This window comes from Bacteroides rodentium JCM 16496 (genome assembly GCF_000614125.1).
Lineage (GTDB): Bacteria > Bacteroidota > Bacteroidia > Bacteroidales > Bacteroidaceae > Bacteroides > Bacteroides rodentium.
Genome location: NZ_BAKJ01000018.1, coordinates 1 through 20275, shown reverse-complemented (window position 1 = coordinate 20275; position 20275 = coordinate 1). Strand labels below are relative to the sequence as shown.

At 47.6% G+C, this 20275-nt stretch carries 12 protein-coding genes and 4 pseudogenes; 1 reads left to right on the top strand and 15 read right to left on the bottom strand.

All coding sequences use genetic code 11. From position 1 onward, the window contains the following. Positions 1-34: 34 nt before the first annotated feature. From JCM16496_RS09915 to JCM16496_RS09875, 8 genes and pseudogenes are all read right to left on the bottom strand, one after another. Positions 35-903, bottom strand: a pseudogene (locus JCM16496_RS09915) (peptidoglycan DD-metalloendopeptidase family protein). Positions 904-1172: 269 nt separating this feature from the next. Next, entirely contained in the window at positions 1173-3269 is a 2097-nt protein-coding gene (recG, locus tag JCM16496_RS09905; protein WP_025834011.1) for an ATP-dependent DNA helicase RecG, read from the bottom strand. Further along, a pseudogene (locus JCM16496_RS09900) lies at positions 3257-3930 on the bottom strand (2-C-methyl-D-erythritol 4-phosphate cytidylyltransferase). The gene recG and the pseudogene JCM16496_RS09900 overlap by 13 nt, the downstream one beginning before the upstream one ends. Before the next feature lie 34 nt (positions 3931-3964). Beyond that, positions 3965-4519 carry a DJ-1 family glyoxalase III gene (locus JCM16496_RS09895; protein WP_005829959.1) on the bottom strand — a complete coding sequence of 185 codons (555 nt, stop codon included), beginning with the start codon at positions 4517-4519 and terminating at the stop codon, positions 3965-3967. 14 nt (positions 4520-4533) lie between these two features. Then, positions 4534-5352: a TonB family protein gene (locus tag JCM16496_RS09890; RefSeq protein WP_128809531.1), complete on the bottom strand. Its 819-nt coding sequence runs from the start codon at positions 5350-5352 to the stop codon at positions 4534-4536. A gap of 34 nt (positions 5353-5386) precedes the next feature. Further along, on the bottom strand, positions 5387-5797 hold the full coding sequence (locus tag JCM16496_RS09885) for an ExbD/TolR family protein (RefSeq protein ID WP_005833355.1): 411 nt from the start codon (positions 5795-5797) through the stop codon (positions 5387-5389). Between the two features lie 34 nt (positions 5798-5831). Next, positions 5832-6547: pseudogene (locus JCM16496_RS09880) on the bottom strand (MotA/TolQ/ExbB proton channel family protein). Next, positions 6547-7260 carry a pyridoxine 5'-phosphate synthase gene (locus tag JCM16496_RS09875; RefSeq protein ID WP_005833357.1) on the bottom strand — a complete coding sequence of 238 codons (714 nt, stop codon included), beginning with the start codon at positions 7258-7260 and terminating at the stop codon, positions 6547-6549. Before JCM16496_RS09875 ends, JCM16496_RS09880 begins: the two are co-directional and overlap by 1 nt. A 104-nt stretch (positions 7261-7364) precedes the next feature. On the opposite strand from JCM16496_RS09875, the gene JCM16496_RS09870 reads away from it, so the two are divergent. After that, positions 7365-8234 (top strand): NAD kinase, encoded by an 870-nt coding sequence (locus JCM16496_RS09870; RefSeq protein WP_025834004.1) that lies wholly within the window; start codon positions 7365-7367, stop codon positions 8232-8234. A gap of 419 nt (positions 8235-8653) precedes the next feature. Here the strand turns inward: JCM16496_RS09870 and JCM16496_RS09865 are convergent. From JCM16496_RS09865 to JCM16496_RS09835, 7 genes and pseudogenes are all read right to left on the bottom strand, one after another. After that, positions 8654-11918: pseudogene (locus tag JCM16496_RS09865) on the bottom strand (S41 family peptidase). Between the two features lie 94 nt (positions 11919-12012). Beyond that, positions 12013-12954, bottom strand: coding sequence for a malate dehydrogenase (mdh, locus tag JCM16496_RS09860; protein ID WP_005829779.1), 942 nt, complete (start codon positions 12952-12954; stop codon positions 12013-12015). Positions 12955-13059: 105 nt separating this feature from the next. After that, complete coding sequence (locus tag JCM16496_RS09855; protein WP_025833999.1) at positions 13060-13512, bottom strand: hypothetical protein; 453 nt, start codon at positions 13510-13512, stop codon at positions 13060-13062. After that, a complete protein-coding gene (locus JCM16496_RS09850; protein ID WP_025833997.1) occupies positions 13509-14363 on the bottom strand; it encodes a phosphoenolpyruvate carboxykinase (ATP) in 855 nt (284 codons plus the stop codon). The genes JCM16496_RS09855 and JCM16496_RS09850 overlap by 4 nt, the downstream gene beginning before the upstream one ends. Before the next feature lie 66 nt (positions 14364-14429). Beyond that, positions 14430-16052: an ABC transporter ATP-binding protein gene (locus JCM16496_RS09845; protein ID WP_128809530.1), complete on the bottom strand. Its 1623-nt coding sequence runs from the start codon at positions 16050-16052 to the stop codon at positions 14430-14432. After that, positions 16045-17187, bottom strand: coding sequence for a Wzz/FepE/Etk N-terminal domain-containing protein (locus JCM16496_RS09840; RefSeq protein ID WP_025833995.1), 1143 nt, complete (start codon positions 17185-17187; stop codon positions 16045-16047). Before JCM16496_RS09840 ends, JCM16496_RS09845 begins: the two co-directional genes overlap by 8 nt. A gap of 638 nt (positions 17188-17825) precedes the next feature. Next, positions 17826-19928 (bottom strand): hypothetical protein, encoded by a 2103-nt coding sequence (locus tag JCM16496_RS09835; protein ID WP_128809529.1) that lies wholly within the window; start codon positions 19926-19928, stop codon positions 17826-17828. Positions 19929-20275: the final 347 nt, after the last annotated feature.

Sequence of the window (20275 nt, the reverse complement as noted above, 5' to 3'; positions counted from 1 at the left end):
AAAGTACCCTCTTCTATAGAGATTGTTTACGTTTTTATGAGCAGCGCAATACTTGTCCCGGTCTCAGGATTGTTTTACGCGTAATTCTGTTCAGTTTGCAAAGCTTGTCGATGGAGGTTCCCTGACGTGCTGCAATCCGTCCCAATGTGTCTCCCTTCTTTACCTTATAGAACAGACCTTCACCCGATGCCATGCTACGCGCGTACCGGAAGAGCCTTTTGTCTTATGGAAAGTATAGGAATCAGCTACGATATCCTGCTTTTCAAAATCAAACATAAGCGCAGGATTGATGGGAATACCCAAGAAACGGGTTTCAAAGTGAAGGTGTGAACCGGTAGAACGTCCGGTATTTCCTCCCAATGCAATCGGTTCGCCGGCTTTTACCAACTGGTTTGTATCAACCAATTGTTTAGACAAGTGTCCGTAAACGGTTTCCAAACCATTGTCGTGACGAATAACGACGTATTTACCGTATCCACGACGCCCTTGATTCTTGACAACGCGTACTTTTCCATCAAAAGCCGCACGGATTGTATCGCCTACATACACCTTGATATCCAAACCGTAATGAGCCCTTCTTCTCCGGGGACGGTAACCGAATACATCTGTGATACGGGTATTGGGAGTAGGCATACAGAAACCGGTCAAATCAAATGTATAGCTCTCAGGCACAATCGCATTGCCATAGGCTTGTACGAATTCGTTGTTCCAGTTGGGATACAAATCCAAACCCGGATACAATGATTGTTCCGCACGTATCTGTTTTTGCAAAGCCAGAGAATCTACACTCTTAAGTTTTCTGTCGACGGGAGCTTGGCGGGCAATCAAGTCCTGCGAGAAAGAATTCAAGCCAACCATTGCCGTCGCAGCCAATAAAGCAGTTTTTATCCAATTAAAATTCATCCGTTTCGTCATTCATTTTGATATCCGTTGCAAGCATCTCGGCAAATCAAACACCACCTGTTCTACGCGAATATCCAGATTGATTTTCAAAAATTCTCCCAAAGGTAACATTTCTCTCTGAAAAACGACATCAGTCATTAACTATTTTTTCGAAGAGGAGGGTACTGTAAAGCCCGCAAAGATGCCTTAATGCCCTATGGATAGGAGATTTACAAGCAAACATGTTTTACAACATAAAATGCAACAAAAGTGCATGTTTAACCGTTTTTTCAGCTAATGGCAGCCCAATTAACGTTCGTTTTTCTCAACGCTTTCAGTTGCCGCCACAAGACCTCGTTCTCAGGCAACATGCCATGCGGGTCTGCATCCACCACCGTTTGCGCTACTTCACGGACATATTGCAGCAATTGTCCGTCACGGGCTATATCGGCAATCTTCAGGTCGAAAGCAATGCCGCTCTGCTGTGTCCCTTCCAAATCTCCAGGACCACGCAGTTTCAAGTCTGCTTCCGCTATTTCAAAGCCGTCATTAGTCCGCACCATTATCTCCAAACGCTTCCTTGTATCCTCCGCCAACTTGTAGCCGGTAACCAGGATACAATAGGACTGGTCGGCTCCACGTCCTACACGTCCCCGAAGCTGATGAAGCTGGGACAGCCCGAAACGCTCGGCGTTCTCAATCACCATCACCGAAGCGTTGGGTACATTTACACCTACCTCAATCACGGTGGTAGCCACCATTATCTGTGCCTCGCCGGATACGAACAACTGCATTTGAGCATCCTTTTCAGTAGGTTTCATCTTTCCATGCACCTTGCAAACCCTACACTCGGGAAACTCTTCACAAACATGCAGATACCCTTCTTCAAGGTTTTTTAAGTCAATCTTTTCGCTTTCCTTAATCAGCGGGTAGACAATATAGACCTGCCGGCCTTCGGCAATCTGTTTGTGCATGGACTGATATAAACTTATCCGACGGCTATCAAACTGATGAAGAGTGACAATCGGTTTACGTCCGGGAGGCAATTCATCGATAACAGACACATCCAGGTCGCCATAAAGCGTCATTGCCAATGTACGGGGAATCGGGGTTGCCGTCATCACCAATACATGGGGAGGTTGTACATTCTTTGTCCACAGGCGTGCCCGTTGGGCCACACCGAAACGATGCTGCTCGTCAATCACAACCAAACCGAGCGAAGCAAAATTCACCGTATCTTCAATAACGGCATGGGTACCTATTAATATATGTATGTCTCCCGTCAACAAACCGGCAAGGATAGCTTCGCGCCGCTTGCCCTTGACAGAACCGGTCAACAGCTCCACACGTACCTCCATTCCATACAGCAGCTCACGGATGGTTTCATAGTGCTGGTTTGCCAAAATCTCGGTAGGTGCCATCATGCATGCCTGAAAACCATTATCGAGCGCCATCAACATACTCATCAGTGCGACAAGCGTCTTTCCACTTCCCACATCCCCCTGCAACAAGCGGTTCATCTGCTTTCCTGAGCCTACATCCTTACGGATTTCCTTCAATACCCGCTTCTGTGCATTGGTCAGTTCAAAAGGAAGATTACGGGAGTAGAAGGTATTGAACACTTCCCCCACCCGTTCAAAAACATAACCGCGATATTTCCGCTGACGGTCTTTTGCATACCTCAGGATATTCAACTGTACGTAAAAGAGCTCCTCAAACTTCAGCCGATACTGTGCCTTACGCAATAAATCCGGATTAGCGGGAAAGTGTATATTGACCAAAGCTTCCGTCAACGGCATCAGATGATGCTCGGCAAGTATAGCAGGAGAAAGAGTCTCGGGCAACGGCTCACGCAACTGCTGCACCACCGTATTCATCATCTTCTCGATGGCATGCGAATTGAGAGAACTCCGTTTCATCTTTTCAGTCGTATTATAATAAGGTTGTAACCCCATGGACGACAATTTCAAATCCGAAGCAGAGTCTATATCCGGATGAGCCATATTGATTCTACCATTGAAGAAGGTCGGTTTTCCGAACACAATATATTCCTGATGCACTTTATACTTCCCTACCAAATATTTGATGCCCTGAAACCAAACCAGGTCCACCACCCCCGTACCGTCCGAGAAATGGGCAATCAACCTGCGCTGGCGCCCTTCTCCAGCCGTCTCAAAACTTAGTATTTCACCTTTCAGCTGAATATAGGGCATCGTCCCATCGATCTCCTGAATATAATAAATCCGACTGCGGTCTACATATTTATATGGAAAGTAATATAGCAAATCGTGCAAGGAGTAAATGCCCAATTCCTTATTGAGCACCGAAGCACGCTGCGGCCCGACGCCCGACAAATATTTTATGTCACGCGTGGCTAAATCGAACATGAACCTATCAGAGCTGTGGCTATTTTTAAATCAAAAGGAGTGGTTATTTTAATGTTTTCCCGATTTCCCGGCGTCAAAAAGACAGATACGCCCAATGCCTCCACCACAGAAGCATCATCGGTAAAATGGGGTGTATAAGGCTGCTCGTATGCCGCTTTCAGCAGTTCCGCATCAAAAACCTGGGGAGTCTGCACCAATCTATAATCATCCCTGCCGACAGTCACACTGCCTTCCCCTTCCATACGGCGAACGGTCTCCACCACACCGATTACCGGAATTACGGCCTTTTTCTCGGCCGCCAAGTCATAACAGCGTGCAATCACTTCCCGGGCCACGAACGGGCGCACCCCATCGTGCACACCGACCAAAGCTGGTGTCTTGACCAAAGCCAAACCGTTCTTTACGGAGTGGAACCGCGTCTCCCCCCCATCTGCAATGGCATGCGGCAATGAAAAACGGTACTCCCTGCACAGCTGCTTCCAGTAATCCTGCTGGCTGTGGGGAAGCACCAATATTATCCGTATCTCAGCATTGTAGTCATAAAACGCCTCCAGAGTGCGCATCAAAACAGGTTTCCCCCTATCGGGAGAAACTGTTTGGGGAGTTCGGTCCCCATGCGCAAACCCTTACCACCGGCAACAATCAGAGCATACTGAAGCATTTATGATTTATGATTTATGATTTATGATTTAAAATCATAAATCTGTTACGCACATAGCTTCTTTCAGTTCCTGCACCTTCTCTTTGCCTTGCAACAGCTCCACTACGGCCAATGCAAACTCCATGGCAGCGCCCGGTCCTTTGCCAGTGATGATATTGCCGTCTCTTTCTACCGGAGCACCCGTACATTCGGCACCTTCCAGATATTGTTCAAAGCCGGGATAGCAAGTAGCCTTCTTGCCTTTCAGCAATCCCAGCTTACCCAATACCATAGGAGCCGCACAAATAGCAGCAATCGGTTTCTGCTCTTGGGCAAAACGCAGTACCAGATTACGCAGTTCGCCACACTTCTCCAAAGTGGACGCACCCGGCATACCGCCAGGCAATAATACAAGCTCTGCATCAAAGAAGTCGCAGTTCACTACATTCTTATCGCACAAGACCGGAACATCGTGTGCTCCCGTCACTATTTCATCAGGGGTTACCGTCACCATTTCTACGTTCAGTCCGGCGCGTCTCATCACATCCACAGAAGTAAAAGCTTCTATTTCTTCAAATCCGTCGGCAAAAAAAACATAAACTGTACCCATAATTGTTCCTCCTCTTATTTTAGATTAAAATAATACGTTATTGTTCCCGTCTGATTGTTCAAGCCGCTTACCACGTTGAAACGGGCTTTCTTGGCAGCATCCTCCGCCGCTTTCCGTAATGCGGGATTGACGGTATTGGTCTGGCGGTTGATGCTGGTTGCTATCACATGTCCGGCAGGGTTCACTGTGATGGTCACCACAACCCTACCTTCATCCTGCACATTATATACCGGCCGCGGCAATCCGCCCTCACCAAGAGAACGTCCGCCCAAATTAAACGAGCCGTAGCCTCCCGTACCCGAAGTGGCTCCGGACGGAGCATTTCCCGTAGGACTTCCTTGAATACCTTCGCCTTCCGTATCGCCTTTACTACCCATTTGGGCACCTTTGCCAAAAGCGCCAGCTACCCGTTTACGGGCAGCTTCCTCGGCTTCCTTACGTTCCCGTTCGGCTTTTGCCGCTGCCAGTTTGCGGGCCTCTTCCGCTTTTTCGGCTTCCGTCTTTTCCGGTTTCTTCACCTCCTCCTTTTTCTTGGGTTCGGCTTTGGGCTTTATGGCAACGGTTTCTTCAGTTTCCTGCGTAATGATGTCCTGCTCCACCGTTTCCTGCACCTGAGGAGCGGTTTCCTCCGGCATGACATCCACCTTTACCAAAGAAGGGTCGGCAGCGCCCAGTGCATCGGGCACCTCTCCCAGCATAACGGGTACACCGCCTTCTTCCGAGGGTTCCGGCGGTGTGAATCCTACCAGTATCAGAAGGGCAATAATGGCAACATGCACCACAAGTGCACCTGCCATACCTATATATTTTCCTTTCTTCTTCCGATTCACCATTGCATTTACAATTTAGCCATGTACAATGTACGATTTAGTTTTCCGGTGGTCGTGTAGCCAGCACCATCTTGAATTTATTCTCGTTTGCAATGTTCAGCACCTTCACGATTTCCCGGTAAGGCACTGTTTCGTCAGCATACAAAGCTATATACATTTCAGGCTCCCTCTCCGCACACGATTGTAGGAAAGGAGTCAATTCTTCAAGCGTCAGAGACAGTTCCTTGTCATTGCCAAAAGCAGCATAATAATTCAGATTCTTATCTATGATGACTCTTGTCAAAGGCTTTGCAGAAGTCTGTTGCTTTCCCTGCGGCAGCAGTACCTTGATAGCATTGGGCGATACCATGGTAGATGTTATCATAAAGAAAATCAGCAGCAGGAAAATCAGGTCCGTCATGGACGCCATACTGAAATTGGGTGATATTTTAGCTCTACGTTTTAACACGCCTTTAAGTTTTAATTCTTAATTCTTTAATTAATCATTTCGCCGGTTCGTTCAACAAATCCATGAATGCCATTGTCTTGGCTTCCATCTTGTTGACCACGCCATCTATCAATGTCACCAGGTAATTGTAGGCAAACATAGCTATGATACCGACTATCAAACCGCCCACCGTAGTAATCATCGCCTCATAAATACCACCGGAAAGCAACGTTATATCAATATTATTTCCGGCATTTGCCATTTGCCAAAATGCACGTACCATACCCGTCACCGTGCCAAGGAAGCCTAGCATAGGAGCGCCACCGGAAATCGTGGCCATAATCGTCATTCCCTTCTCCAGTTTGGCAACCTCAATATTACCCACATTCTCGATGGCAGCCTGCACATCGTTCACCGGGCGTCCCAAACGGCTGATACCTTTTCAATCATACGGGCCGAGGGAGTATCCACACTGCGACAATAAGCAATGGCAGCTTTCAATTCCCCACCCAAAATATAATCCTTTATTTTATCCATGAACTGAGGGTCTTCTTTCCCCGCCTTCCGGATAACATAATTACGTTCAAACAAGATGTAGAAACAAAGTACGGACATCAAACCCAAGACAATCATAATCCAGCCACCTTTGATGGCCATGCTCCATAAATTCATTTCGTCGGAAGCGTTTACTTGTGTCAGTACCGGATTGGCACCTGCAATAGAGTCAGTCAGTGCCGGAGCCACTTGGGCCAATAACAACATTACATTCATCAGCGAAGACAGTTTTTATATTCCTTGACCGTACGCTCCAATCCCAGATACAACGCGTCACTAATCAGCGCATGCCCGATGGATACCTCGTCCAGCCACGGAATGTTTTGATAAAAATAATTCAGATTCACCAGACTCAGATCATGTCCGGCATTCAGCCCCAGACCTAAGCTGCGGGCCACCTTGGCAGCCTCGACAAAAGGAGCTACAGCCGCTTCCCGTCCTTTGGGATAAGCCGTAGCATAAGGTTCCGTATATAGCTCCACGCGGTCGGCACCGGCTTTGGCAGCATATTCTATCATTTCGGCATCGGTGGAAACAAATACGGAAGTACGGATACCAGCATTGTTGAACTCATCCAACACTTCGTTCAAGAAGTCAAAATGGGTCTTGGTATCCCAGCCTGCGTTTGAAGTCAGCTGTGTAGGGCTGTCGGGCACCAAAGTTACCTGATGCGGTTTCACCTTCAAGACCAAATCCATAAATTCGGGTGTAGGATAACCCTCGATATTGAACTCTGTCCGCAGCAACGGCCGCAAATCATATACATCCTTACGGCGGATATGCCTCTCGTCAGGACGGGGATGCACCGTAATGCCATCAGCACCAAAGTCTTCACAATCCAGCGCTACCTTCACAACATTCGGGACATCACCTCCACGGGCATTGCGCAGCGTTGCCACCTTATTTATATTAACGCTTAATCTAGTCATAATTCGGTTTATAGTTTGGGACAAAAGTACAAATAATAGTTATATATTGGCAGCATTCTGAGAAAAAAATAGCATCTTTGCACTTCAATCCAACAGAATTGATTATGAAATTTGCCATATTCGGAAATACCTACCAAGCAAAGAAATCCTCGCATGCAGAAAACCTCTTCCGGTTGCTCGGACAGCATAATGCACAGCTCTGCATCTGCCGGGAATTCCATCACTTCCTGACTACCGATTTACATTTAAACATACCTGACGCCGAATTGTTTGACGGAGATGATTTCTGTGCCGACATGGTTATCAGCATCGGTGGCGACGGCACTTTCCTGAAAGCAGCCAGCCGTGTAGGAAAGAAGAATATCCCCATATTGGGCATCAATACCGGCCGGCTGGGTTTCCTTGCCGACATCTCACCGGAAGAGATGGAAGAGACCTTCGATGAAATCTACAACAACCACTATAAGGTGGAAGAGCGTAGTGTACTGCAACTGAGGTGCGACGATGAACGCTTGATGCAATCCCCTTACGCCCTCAATGAGATAGCCGTATTGAAGCGGGACAGTTCGTCCATGATCAGTATCCACGCCGCCATCAATGGCGCTCCGTTGACCACCTATCAAGCTGACGGCCTGGTTGTCTCCACACCTACCGGTTCCACCGCCTACTCACTCAGCGTCGGCGGTCCGGTCATTGTGCCCCACAGTAAAACCATTGCCATCACCCCGGTGGCTCCACACAGCCTCAACGTCCGTCCCATCGTCATTTGTGACGACTGGGAAATTACACTTGATGTGGAAAGCCGCAGCCACAACTTCTTGGTTGCCATCGACGGCCGTAGCGAGTCCTGCAAAGAAACGACCCAGTTGCACATCTCACGTGCCGACTATAGCATAAAGGTAGTGAAACGGTTCAACCATATTTTCTTTGATACCCTTCGCAATAAAATGATGTGGGGGGCAGACATCAGATAAGCCTATATCACTTCATTCACTCCAGCAGGATAACCTATTTACCTCAGCGGGGAACTCCATTTACCCCAGGATGTAACTACCTTTACCCCGGTGTGTAACGGCCTTTACCCCGGTGTGTAAAGAGTCTTTCCCCGGTGTGTAACGTCTTTTACATAAGAATGTAACAACGTTGTAAATGTAATGCATTGATAATAAACTCATAAACCTATTCATCAGTTTACCACTTCCTATACTGCAAAGATGCTTTTGGGAAGAGAAATAGACGGGAAAACGGCAAATAACAAGGGTGAGGGCAAAATTTTGTCCTCACCCTTGTTATTTGTTCTCACTCACCATTCAAATACCGATGAATAAAGGGACAGAAGGAAAAAGTGACAGCAGTGAGAGTGACATCAAGAAAACAGGTTTTATTTTGCCATCTACCTCTTCTGTTGCAACCCCTTCAGCAAATGGTCCACCGCCGCTTTCAGCTGTGCATCTTCTCCCTTCAAAACAGCTTCCGGCTCATTATAAACCAAGATGTCCGGCTGTAAAGTCTGGTTCTCCAGATAGTTGCCCTGCATATCCACACAACCTACCTGCGGAATACCGAATACAATACTTGGATCGATCTGGCTTTCCCACCAGACAGCAGTCATGGTTCCTGCCACGGGAGCACCTACCAGCTTGCCTATTCCCAATGTCTTATATACGAAAGGAGTACCGTGGGCATTGCTGTAATTATCCTCGCAAACCAGCATACACGAAGGTTGCAGCCACTTGTTGAAGGGGTCGCTACCGATGTACTGGCCGCGCGGGACAAAACGTTCATACTCTTTGCCACCCAGCAATGTCACCACATCGTCGTGCAGCCAGCCGCCTCCATTGTGGCGGGTATCTACCACGACTGCCTCTTTCTTGCGGTTACTCTCGCTCAGCAAGTCGGAATACATCTTACGGAAGCTCGGACTATCCATACCTTTGATGTGAATATAAGCAATGCGCCCGCCGGAATATTCATCCACCTTCTTGCGGCAGTTTTCCACCCAGCGCTTATACAACAACTCATTCTGGGCACCGTAAGATATAGGCTTCAAGGTTTCTTCAAACCGCTTTCCGGTAGCAGGGTCATAGACCGAGAGAATCACCTTTCGGCCTGCCTTACCTTCGAGTAACGGGAAATAATCAGCACCGGCCTTAATGACAACACCATCCACTTTCTCGATAATACAGCCCGGCTTGACATCCGTCTTTTTCTTCGTCAATGGACTCTGAGCTATAATTTCTTTAATCTTCAGTCCATCGCCCGCATAAGCTTCATCATAGAACACTCCCAAAGCAGCCGTAGGAAGTGCTGCGCCCGAAGCATAATAACGCGCTCCCGTATGAGAACCGTTCAATTCACCCAGCATCTCACTCAGCATTTCCGCAAAATCGTAGTTATTGTTGATATAAGGCAAGAAGCGCTTATAGGTTTCTTTGTATCCATTCCAGTCCGTACCTTGCAAGTCTGCCACATAGAACTTATCATTTACCTGCTGCCAGATATGGTCGAAGATATATTCACGCTCACCATAAGGGCGGTAATCGAAGAAAGCCTCAAATTCAATTGGAGAAATCTTGCTGCCTTCAATCTCTATCTTCTTCATTCCGTCGCGGGCACAAAGGAAGATATTCTTCCTTCCTTGTCAGGCTGCAAAGCGCCTGCACCTACTTTCTTCAAAAGAACCTTTGTAACATTCTCTTTCAGATTGTGCTCCCAAAGATCGTACCCATCCTCGAAAACAGACAGATAATAGAGTTTATCCCCTTTAGCAGAAAGCATGGCATCTGCCATATGCGAGGAGTTGACGGTGAGGCGTACAATACGGTCAAAGCGGTTTGCGAGGTCGAACTTCAACGGCTCTACCTTTTTCTCCTTATCTTTGTCGGCATCCTCTTTTTTCTTCTTGGCATCCTTTCCGTCTTTCTTCCCGGCTTTTTCCTTCTCCTCCTTCTCTGCCTTCTCCGCTTCCTCGAGCAAAGCGGATTCTTCCTTGTTCATCAAGAAACGGTCGTATGCTTCAGCATCAAAGAACATGATATAAGTATCGTCTTCGGCTCCCCAACTGCCGTGGCTGCGATACCCCGCACGGTCACTGGTCCAAATCATGGCTTTTCCACCCAATACCCACTTGGCATTGCCATCGTTGTATCCGCTTTCGGTCAGGTTCACCATTTCACCCTTGCCATCGGCATTCAGTAGCACAACATCTTTGTTGTTCCATCCACCTACACCGATATAGTCCGAAAGAATCCATTTGCTGTCCGGACTCCACTGGAACCACTGGTCACCGTCCGAATAAGAGTATTGATACTTGCCATCCATAACGGTACGCACATCCTTTGTCTTCAAATTGATGACACGGATGGTGCTGCGGTTTTCAAGGAAGGCAATCTCTTTACCGTCAGGGCTGTATTGGGGTTGGAAAGAAGCGGCATCCGAATTTGTCAAGCGTTCTTCCTTCAGCTCTGTGGCATAGGTAAACAGCTTTTCATCCTTACGCACAATCGTCGAAGTGTAAAGTTGCCAAAGCCCGCCACGTTCGGAAGCATAAACCAGTGTCCGGCCATCGGGGGCAAAGTCTACGGTACGTTCCTGACAAGGAGTATTCGTTATCTGCTTCGTAGTCTTATATTCCACTGAAGTGACGTAGACATCGCCGCGCAAAACGAAAGCCACTTCCTTACCATCCGGAGACACTGCCATTTCCGTGGCACCGCTACTCTTAATCTGGCGGATAATGTCCTTGTCGTTTCTGTCGGAAACAATGCTGATGTTCACCTTTTGCGCTTCTCCACCGGGGAGCAGGGTGTAAATCTCACCATCAAATCCATAGCACAACCTTCCGTCCGTAGCGGCACTGAGATAGCGTACCGGATTTTTGGTATAGTGCGTCAACTGCACGGCCTTTGCATCTCCGGGAGTACGTCGGTAGATATTGAAAGAGCCGTTTTCCTCACTCAGATAGTAGAATGTTTCTCCATCAGGAGCCCAAACCGGTTCACGGTCTTCTCCTCCGAAAGTGGTCAGCTGGCGGTACTGCGGTTCTTTTCCCGGAGTATACATCCAGATGTCACGGGCAATGGGCGATACGTGATGTTTACGCCAGTAGTCCTCGTAACCTTTCTTATCCTGATACAACATCGCTCCCTCCTTATTGATGGAGATGCACTCCATAGGCATGGACGAAATCATCGTCGGGCGCCCTCCCTCCACTGATACTCGATATACCTGGTTGAACTGCCCGTTGGAAGGAAAGACAACAGCCTCGGCAGACGGCATGATGCCCGCAGAGAACAAGATATGCCCGGCATCTGTAAAAGCAAGCGGTGTTTCGCTTCCCGAGTGGGTAGTCAGCCGTCGTGGTTCGCCCCCGTCTTTGGACACGATGTAGACGTCAAGGCTTCCCATACGGTCCGAAGCAAAAGCAATCTGCTTACTGTCCGGACTCCATACCGGAGCCGTATCGTATGCGGGTTGGTAGTTATCTGCATGGCACGTCCACCGGCAACCGGCACCGTATAGATGTCTCCCTTATACGTAAAAGCAATGGTGGTCCCATCGGGAGAGATGACACTATGACGCATCCACAGCGGAGCATCCTGCGCAAAAATAAAACCTGCCAGGCAAGCGGCAGCAATACCTAATAGTAGTTTTTTCATAATGATTCTTGTTTTTGGAGAATAAAAAAACCTCACGACTTTTCCTTTCGGAAAAAGACCGTGAGGTTTGCTTATCATTTTAAGTTACCCTCAATTAGAGAGCACCTACTTCCTTCAAAGCAGCATTTGTCTTGTGAACGGCAGCAGCGCTGGCAGCAAATTTAGCTTTTTCGTCAGCAGTCAGTTCCAGTTCAACGATTTTCTCGATACCGTTCTTGCCAAGGATTACGGGAACACCGATACAGATGTCTGATTCACCGTATTCTCCTTCCAGATATACTGAACAAGGAATCATCTTCTTCTGGTTGTGGATGATAGACTCAACGACATAAGCGCCTGCCGCACCCGGAGCATACCATGCAGAAGTACCCAGCAACTTAGTCAGTGTAGCACCACCTACCATAGTAGAAGCTACCACTTCGTTCAGTTTTTCTTCGCTCAGCAGTGTGCTTACCGGCTGTCCTTTGTAAGTAGCCAGACGAGCCAACGGAATCATGGTAGTATCACCGTGACCACCGATAACCATGCCTTCTACTTCGTTGGCGTTGCAGCCCAAAGCCTGAGACAAGAAATATTTGAAACGAGAGCTGTCCAAAGCACCACCCATACCGATGATACGGTTCTTCGGCAAGCCCAAAGACTTCAATGACAGATAAGTCATGGTATCCATCGGGTTGGAGATAACCACGAGGATAGCATTCGGAGAATATTTCAGGATGTTCTGTGCAACCGACTTAACGATACCTGCATTAACACCGATCAATTCTTCACGAGTCATGCCCGGTTTACGGGGAATACCGGAAGTAATCACTACAACGTCGGAGTTGGCAGTCTTCTCATAATCGTTGGTACAACCTACAACAGTGGTGTCGAAGCCCAGCAGCTGAGCAGTCTGCATCATATCCATTGCCTTACCTTCTGAAACGCCTTCTTTCACGTCCAGCATTACCACTTCGTCAGCCACTTCATTAAAGGCTAACACATTAGCGCATGTAGCACCTACGTTACCTGCACCTACTACGGTTACTTTTGACATAATTTCTAAAGTTTTTTGTTTATAAGTGTTCTTTAAAGATGGTACAAAAGTACAACGACATTCGTTATTAAGGAAATTTTTCCATAATAATTTTAGTTAAAAGCATCAACGTACATGCAACAGCCTGAAGGCCGGTAACAGCCATCGGCGCAGGAAACGGAGTCTATACCACCATTCCGCCTTCTTCAGCCAACGTGCATCACGGCAATCCTGCACGGTGCCGTCCGGATGGTAGATGGTCTGCAACAGACCCACAATCTCCTCCCGCTTCACACGCTCGATACGTGCTATATTTCCATCCCCCAGCATCAGGCATTCATCACCTTCACAACCTATGTAACGGTGAATCATATAGCGGCCCTCCCATTGATAAAAAGGACAACACCACTTCGGCAGTTCCCCTTCAGGAGGGCAAGGTACTACCTCCACCAGGTCGACCCCTCCCTTGATAAAAGGATACATGCTCTGCCCGCCAATCAGAAGTTTCACAGCATGTCCCTGCTTCAAAGCCTCTGCCGCTTCGCTAAGAAAGCTATTGGAAACAGTCAACTTCTTCATGCACCGAATATTGTTTTGCAAGACAGACGGGCAGCATCAGCATCAGGCAGACAAGCCAAATGATAGACGGGTACATTCGAGAGCAGGCTGCCCAACACACTGCTGATGTGATCATACAGTCCGTCATCATAGGCAAAACAAGGAGGACACGAAGGATGGAGCGACCCATATCCCTGAACCACACTCAACTTCTTTATTTCATTATAAGGTGCTTGCGACAGACGCACGCACGCTGCCAACGGATAACTTTCTTTTTTGTAACAAGGTGTCTTTCCACTCCACGGGCTGCCATATACCCACGGCTTCCCGTCTACAATGCGCAGAATGGGGCTGTCATCATTCAGCAGCACGGCACCTTCTATATTTTCACGCCACAAACGGGTATGCGTACTCTTCCCGGTTCCGCTTTCTCCCAAAAAGAACACGGCTTTGCCACGATACTGAATGGTACTGGTATGGATGGCAACGGTCTGAAGAGGTGCAGTAGCCACTCCGTAAGCAATCCAGCAGGCAAAACGAAGCAGCCGGGGAGCATAATTCCCTTTGAAACTGGCAGTATGCGCATCCGGATTCATCCACAGTTGCAAAGGCTCGGCATCCGAAGGCGTCATGTCAAAAACATACTCTTCGGCATTACGCCCGAAACGACTCACAATACCGTCTATTTCACTGCGATAATGTACTTGTTCAAACTCCGGCATCCGGGTCTCAGCCTCAACAAACCGGCATACCGCCTCGCCTTCCGTTTCCACTTTAAACACCGCAAAGCCATCCAGCGCATCCATCGCCTTCACCAAGCGGTCACCCTCCACCCGGATGCGATGCCCGGCTATCAAATAATCTTGTTCCATCATTATACTTAATTTAATTGACAATTGACAATTGATAATTGACAATTAATCACTAATCATTAATCACTATTCCAACTCAAATATCCTGTCGCAAAAAGCCAACGAACTTTCACGATGGGCTATCACCACCAGCGTCAGTTCTCTATGCTTTAAAGAAAGCATCTCTAAAGCATGATTGATTTCCTGCTCCGTCTTGTTGTCCAGCGCAGACGTGGCCTCATCAAAAAACAAGACCTCGGCATCCTTGTAGAGTGCACGTGCAATGCCGATACGCTGTTTCTGTCCGCCTGACAAACGGCTGCCATATTCTCCTAAAGGTGTATCCAGACCTTGCGGCAGCCCGTCGGCCCACTCCTTAAGCTGTACTTGTTCCAAAACCTGCATCACTTTTGCCCGGTCGGCCTGCGATTGGCCAAGTGCTATATTATCGGCAAGCGTACCTTCTATGATGAATATCTCCTGCGGAACATAGCCCACCCGTTCGTGCCATCCGCTACGATTGGCAGGTGTCAGCTTCTGCCCGTCTATACGAATCTCTCCCGCTGTCGGCTCAAAAAAGCCAAGCATCAGATTGAAAAGTGTAGACTTTCCCGAACCACTGGCTCCACGTACACCGATACGCTCACCGCAAACGATTTTTAAGTTCAAGTCACTGAAAAGCGTATGTCCGTCCGGAAAGGCAAAGCCGAGTCCGCACAGCTCGATGGCATGTTTAAAGGTGAAAGGAGTTCCTTCCGATACCTCTTCCTGCGGTTCATCACTGATTCCCTCTTCCACTACGGTAATGGTGTGTGAGGCATTTTGAAGCATTACCCAACTGTTCAGCACACTACGCACTGCCGGAATCAGCCGGAAGGCAGCCACTGCAAATACACCGCTCACCAATCCCAAATCACCGCTTCCGGTGCCAATCAGCAAAGCCAGCCCCGCCACAATCGCCACTTCCGAGAGGAATGACGGAAACAATTGATATATTTCCGTGCGCAGACGGTTGCGGACGATGAAATCCATTCCCTGGTCGAAACTCGCAAGCGAAGTATGGAAAGCCTGGGCTATCTCCAATTCGGAATACCCGCGAAAAGCCTCTACCACCGTACGGCTCTGTTTTCGCCGTGCCTCCAATTCTTCCATTCCGAAACGGCGCAAACGCTTCCGTACCAATCCCACATACAAAGCAGCCAAAGGGAAAAAACAGGCACAAAGCAGCAAACCGGCAAGCGGCTCCCAAACCACAAGTGCCGATACCATCAACAGTACCAGCATCAACTCTCCCGCCATACGAAAGACCGGAGCCAACACACACAAACTGAACGTATAACAGACGTAATTCACCTCGTGCCCCAACTGGACACTACTTTTCCCCCTCAGAAAGAGCAGACCACGGTGATAATAATTAGCAAACATCCGGCGGCTGAACTCACGGTATATCTCCAATTGGTAACGGCTCTGCACACGTGCCAGGAGCACCACCAATGTGTTTTTAAACAAGACAAACAGCAACACGGCCCCACACAACGCCAGCATCATGCCCCGACCGCCATCCTCTTGTTTCACTACCACCAGCAGTATCGGAATCAGTGCAGCTACTCCCGCAAAATCGAGTATGGCACGCAGCAATACGGCAAAAGCTGCCCAAATACCCCGTTTACGCTGCTGTTCGGACAGCAGTCCGTATATTTTTTTAATCATCAGCCTTCTGCCCGTCACCGGCCACCTGTTTCTTTCTATTTCTCAAGAAGTCTCTCACAAACAGTACCCAGCCCACGCTTCCCACGCCGGCAAGGAAAACACAGCCCACAAGAATCATCATCTTGCTCGGCTTCGAAGGTCGCAACGGAACCGATGCCGGTTGGATAATGGTATATACCGGGGTAATCTCTTCCACTTTGGCCTTGGCAAGCCGCAATTGCTGGCTCATCTGGTTGTAGGCAGAGTAAGCCAAATTCATTTCATTTTGCAGTTTCTCCAGTTCCGCACGCGAGCTCAACATAGCCAGACCCTGATTGGCATCTGCAAAACGGGCGTATTTTTCCTGAGCCTCGTAGTATTCGGCCTGCGCTTCCTTAGCCAGTTTTTCGGTGTATTCCAAGGTCATGCGTGCCTTGCTCGTCCGATAATCCGTCACATAGTCCTGCAGGCGCACCCGTACGGAGTCGGCCACCGTAGCAGCTATCAACGGGTCTTGCATAGTAACAGCCAACGTTGTCACCCATGTTTTCTTCTCCACCGTAACCATGATTTTGGAACCGATGGCACCGGCTATGCCTGCCTGTTCACGGGTCATCTGGAAAGGATTTATTTTCCGGGCGTCACCTCCCTCTTCCTCCGTTTTTTCCTTGAACAGAGACGTCACCCAACCTATCAATTTAAAAGGTGCACCGGTAACCGACCTCCACCACGGCACCCTCTGATGCTCTTTCATGTAAGTGGCAAGGGTCATCATCGTGGTATCTTTGTTTTCGTGCACCTCTATGTCGAAAAGACCGGTGAGGAACGGAGTGGAACTCACAATATCCGGATATAAGTCCGGATAAATGGCATCCCTGCCCGATGAAGAGCCAAGACTGACACCCGCCATTGCCGCCAATGCACTCATGCCGGATGACGAACTTTTGGTGGTAGACTCCGGAGCAATCAGAATTTTCGACGTATACTCCTTAGGGGTACTGAAAGCTATCACCAGACCTATCACAGCCCCGATGCCGCACACTTTCAGTATCAGCTTCCGCGAATCCCAAACCTTCTTTGCCAGTTCCAGCAAATCAATCTCCTGCTCCTGCACGGACTGCAGTTTATTTTCCTCGTTTGTAGTATTGCTATTCATCTATATATAATAATGTATAGGGGTTTGACTGCATATTTACACCGGTTGCAAAGATAATTCATTCTTTCCTAAGTAACTGTCTTTTTTCGTTTTTTTTAAAAAGCGGTGTATGCAAATGAAAACACCGTCTACACATCACGTTTATCGTGCAAAAAAAACAGCTGACCGAATGCACGCTTCGTACATCCCCTTTCATTCTTCCTTCATGTGGTTTTGTTTTTTGACAAAGAAAAAGGGGGATGAAGAGAGGAACCGGGAATCCGGGAAGCCTGATAAGTATATGTTGAAATTCAGTTTATACTGTAGTAGTATCTGAATTCCCCTCCTCCCCGGAGGAGGAGAATCGAGATACTATTACGATATAAACTAATTTTTATCATTTACTTAAAGGGGGAAGGGAGAGATGAAGGGGGATGCATTTATGGTATATAGATGCAGGAAAGCAGTCTCTTTTGCACGTTGACAGAGTCTCAGACTCCGGTACAGGTAAAGAGATACTAAACACGAATCCCCACCCGTACCATTTTACATGGCTTCCGGATGAGGATTCGGTTTGTAGGATTGCCGAATGGCAAATTCAGGACCTGCTGCCTGAAGATGTCATTCCAGCATTATCCGCAATGCTGCGTCGGCTCCCATTATTCTGCTTTAGGATTCTCTTTGATAGCATTTCCTTCCCAAGTACCTGTACCTGTTGCAGAACCTGCTTCAATATAACCTGCATTATTGACTGTTGCAGACTTATAGTTTACAACACCAGCTGATCCTAAATCAAGTTTAGCGCCAGCCGGAATGTTGAGCTCTGTGCCTTCCTCCAAAGTCAATGTACAACCTGCACTAGCAGCAGTGAGTGCGTAGAATGCGTTTTCTCCTTCAGCAGTGTCGCCACCGGTAAGATTGAATGAACCGGTTTCTACATTAATCGCTGTCAATTTAGTAAAGGTAAAAGCCTCAGCTTGGTTTACTCCGAACGTAACCTCACCGTTGATAGTCATCTTGGTAATATTGCCAAATGTAGTGGATTGCAACTGTCCGGCAACAGTCATATCTGTTGCGATTTTTACTTCACAAGTTGCTCCGCTCGCAACATCTTCGAATGCTATATTCGCATTGTTCAGTTCGACACCGGTAGTAACATCTGCATAGATTTTACCGCCAACCTTAGCCAATGAACCGGCAATCCAATGAGCTACACCACTGTTGGTGAAAACACCATCGCCTGCAATGGCAGCATCTTTTGCGTTGCTTTCATAAATTGCGGCAGGAGCTTTTGTAGTTGCATCTTCACCGGAGATAACGATTGCTTTACCACTTCCAATGGTGATGGTAGCTTTATTAACCAGTTTACCGCCTGCATTGATGGTAAGGCCATTGCTTCCAAGGTCCAAATCTTTGGTCACAGTCAGCGTTTCGCCGTCCAGTACGGAAAAGCCCACGCTTGTTATCGTAGGTGTTGTAGCCAATCCCAACTCGCCTGCAATATATACATTCGTAGGATAATCACTAGCAGCCATTTTGAAAGTTACTGCACCACCCAGCTTGTTCAATCCGGAGATGTCTGTGATAACAACATCGCCATCGTTAGCTACAACCTTATCTGCTTGTTTCAAGGTGCTCTTTGAGAACTCAATTGTGGCTGTACTAGTATTATCGGCAGCAAACATACCCAATTTATCCATCAGGTTCACAATCTTATTCAAATCTTCCTGGCATGTTACAGTAGTCGGAACTTGAATGCTTGCTGCATTAAGTGTCACGTTCACGCTTACATTTTGGCCGTAAGGTTTACTTGCAGCCTTACCATTCATTGCTTTCACTGCTTCAGCAAATGAGGCAACTTTTGCAACAGCTGCTTGTCCCAAGCCTGTGCTGCTCCAAGTCACACTTTCAGCTCCTGCAGCAATACTTGCATCACCGTAATTTGTCTCGATAGCCAGTGTGGTAGCATCATCAGCAGCAAAAGCTCCCAACTGTACGTATACATCCAAGCCCTTTGTGGCATCAATGGCAAGGCCTTCATTCTCTGTACCAACTTGCACGGCAATGTTACCTTGTGCTGGAGTCCAGCAACTAGATGCAAGAGCAGAATTACCTGCGACAACAGCAGAATTACTAGAAGCAAGAGTCAGCTTATTCACCAACTTACTCCCAGTATCATTCAGCTTAACACCCAATACTTTGAAATCTTCAGGAACTGTCGCCCCTGCAGCCAGCTTGATGTTAAGTTTCATAAGGTTTGTAAGCGGAACCATGCTCAATGTAGACGCATTGCCCAAACCGGCTGTCTCTTCCGTCAGTTCTACGAATTTGTCACTTACATAAACCCGTTTGCCATAAGTAGCTTCAAGATTAGTGGAAGTCTGTGTTGCCAAATCAAAAGCCAAAGGACTCACTTTTTGAGTTTCTTGGTATGGGAAAGAAGCGATGTACAATCCTTCAAACACCATTGTCTCTGATTTGAATCCGTTGTTTCCTTTGAAGTACAAAGGATGGTTTGAGAAAAGATTGGCAGTAGCAGAAAGGTCTGCTGCAGAAATCCATCCCAGAGCAATCTTGTCATCTTTTTCCCATCCGCTAAGATTCAGACGTGTATCTGCTCCACCACGTGTAGCAGTAAATTCCAAATACCCGATAGGTGTCCCTTTGAACTCCGACTCTTGCGTAGCCATAAATTCATCTTGGCTACATGCCGCAAATATCGCGGGCAACGCGAGTGCGGCCAATAAAGTTTTTGTTTTCATTTTGATATAAATTAATAATTTGATATTGCAATTCTATACATGTTTCCAGTTTATCTCTTTATTAGAATCCAGGATATTCCGGAGGTGTAACATCAAAGCCGCTTCCTTCAAAGCCTGTTTCCACTTTTACTTCCAGCACTTCCACTGCCGGAGCTTCATACTTCATTTTTTTTTCCATGTTCTTAATCGTAAATTAGTTGTTAATAATAATATAAATGTTCTTGTTTCGTTCGTTGTCCGTTCCTTTAAGGGGGTACTCTTGCGGGCGTTCATTACTATATATAAGATATAAGGAACGCTTCTTTTACCTGCCTGCAAGCAGCATCCTGACCTGCCGCCACGGGCAT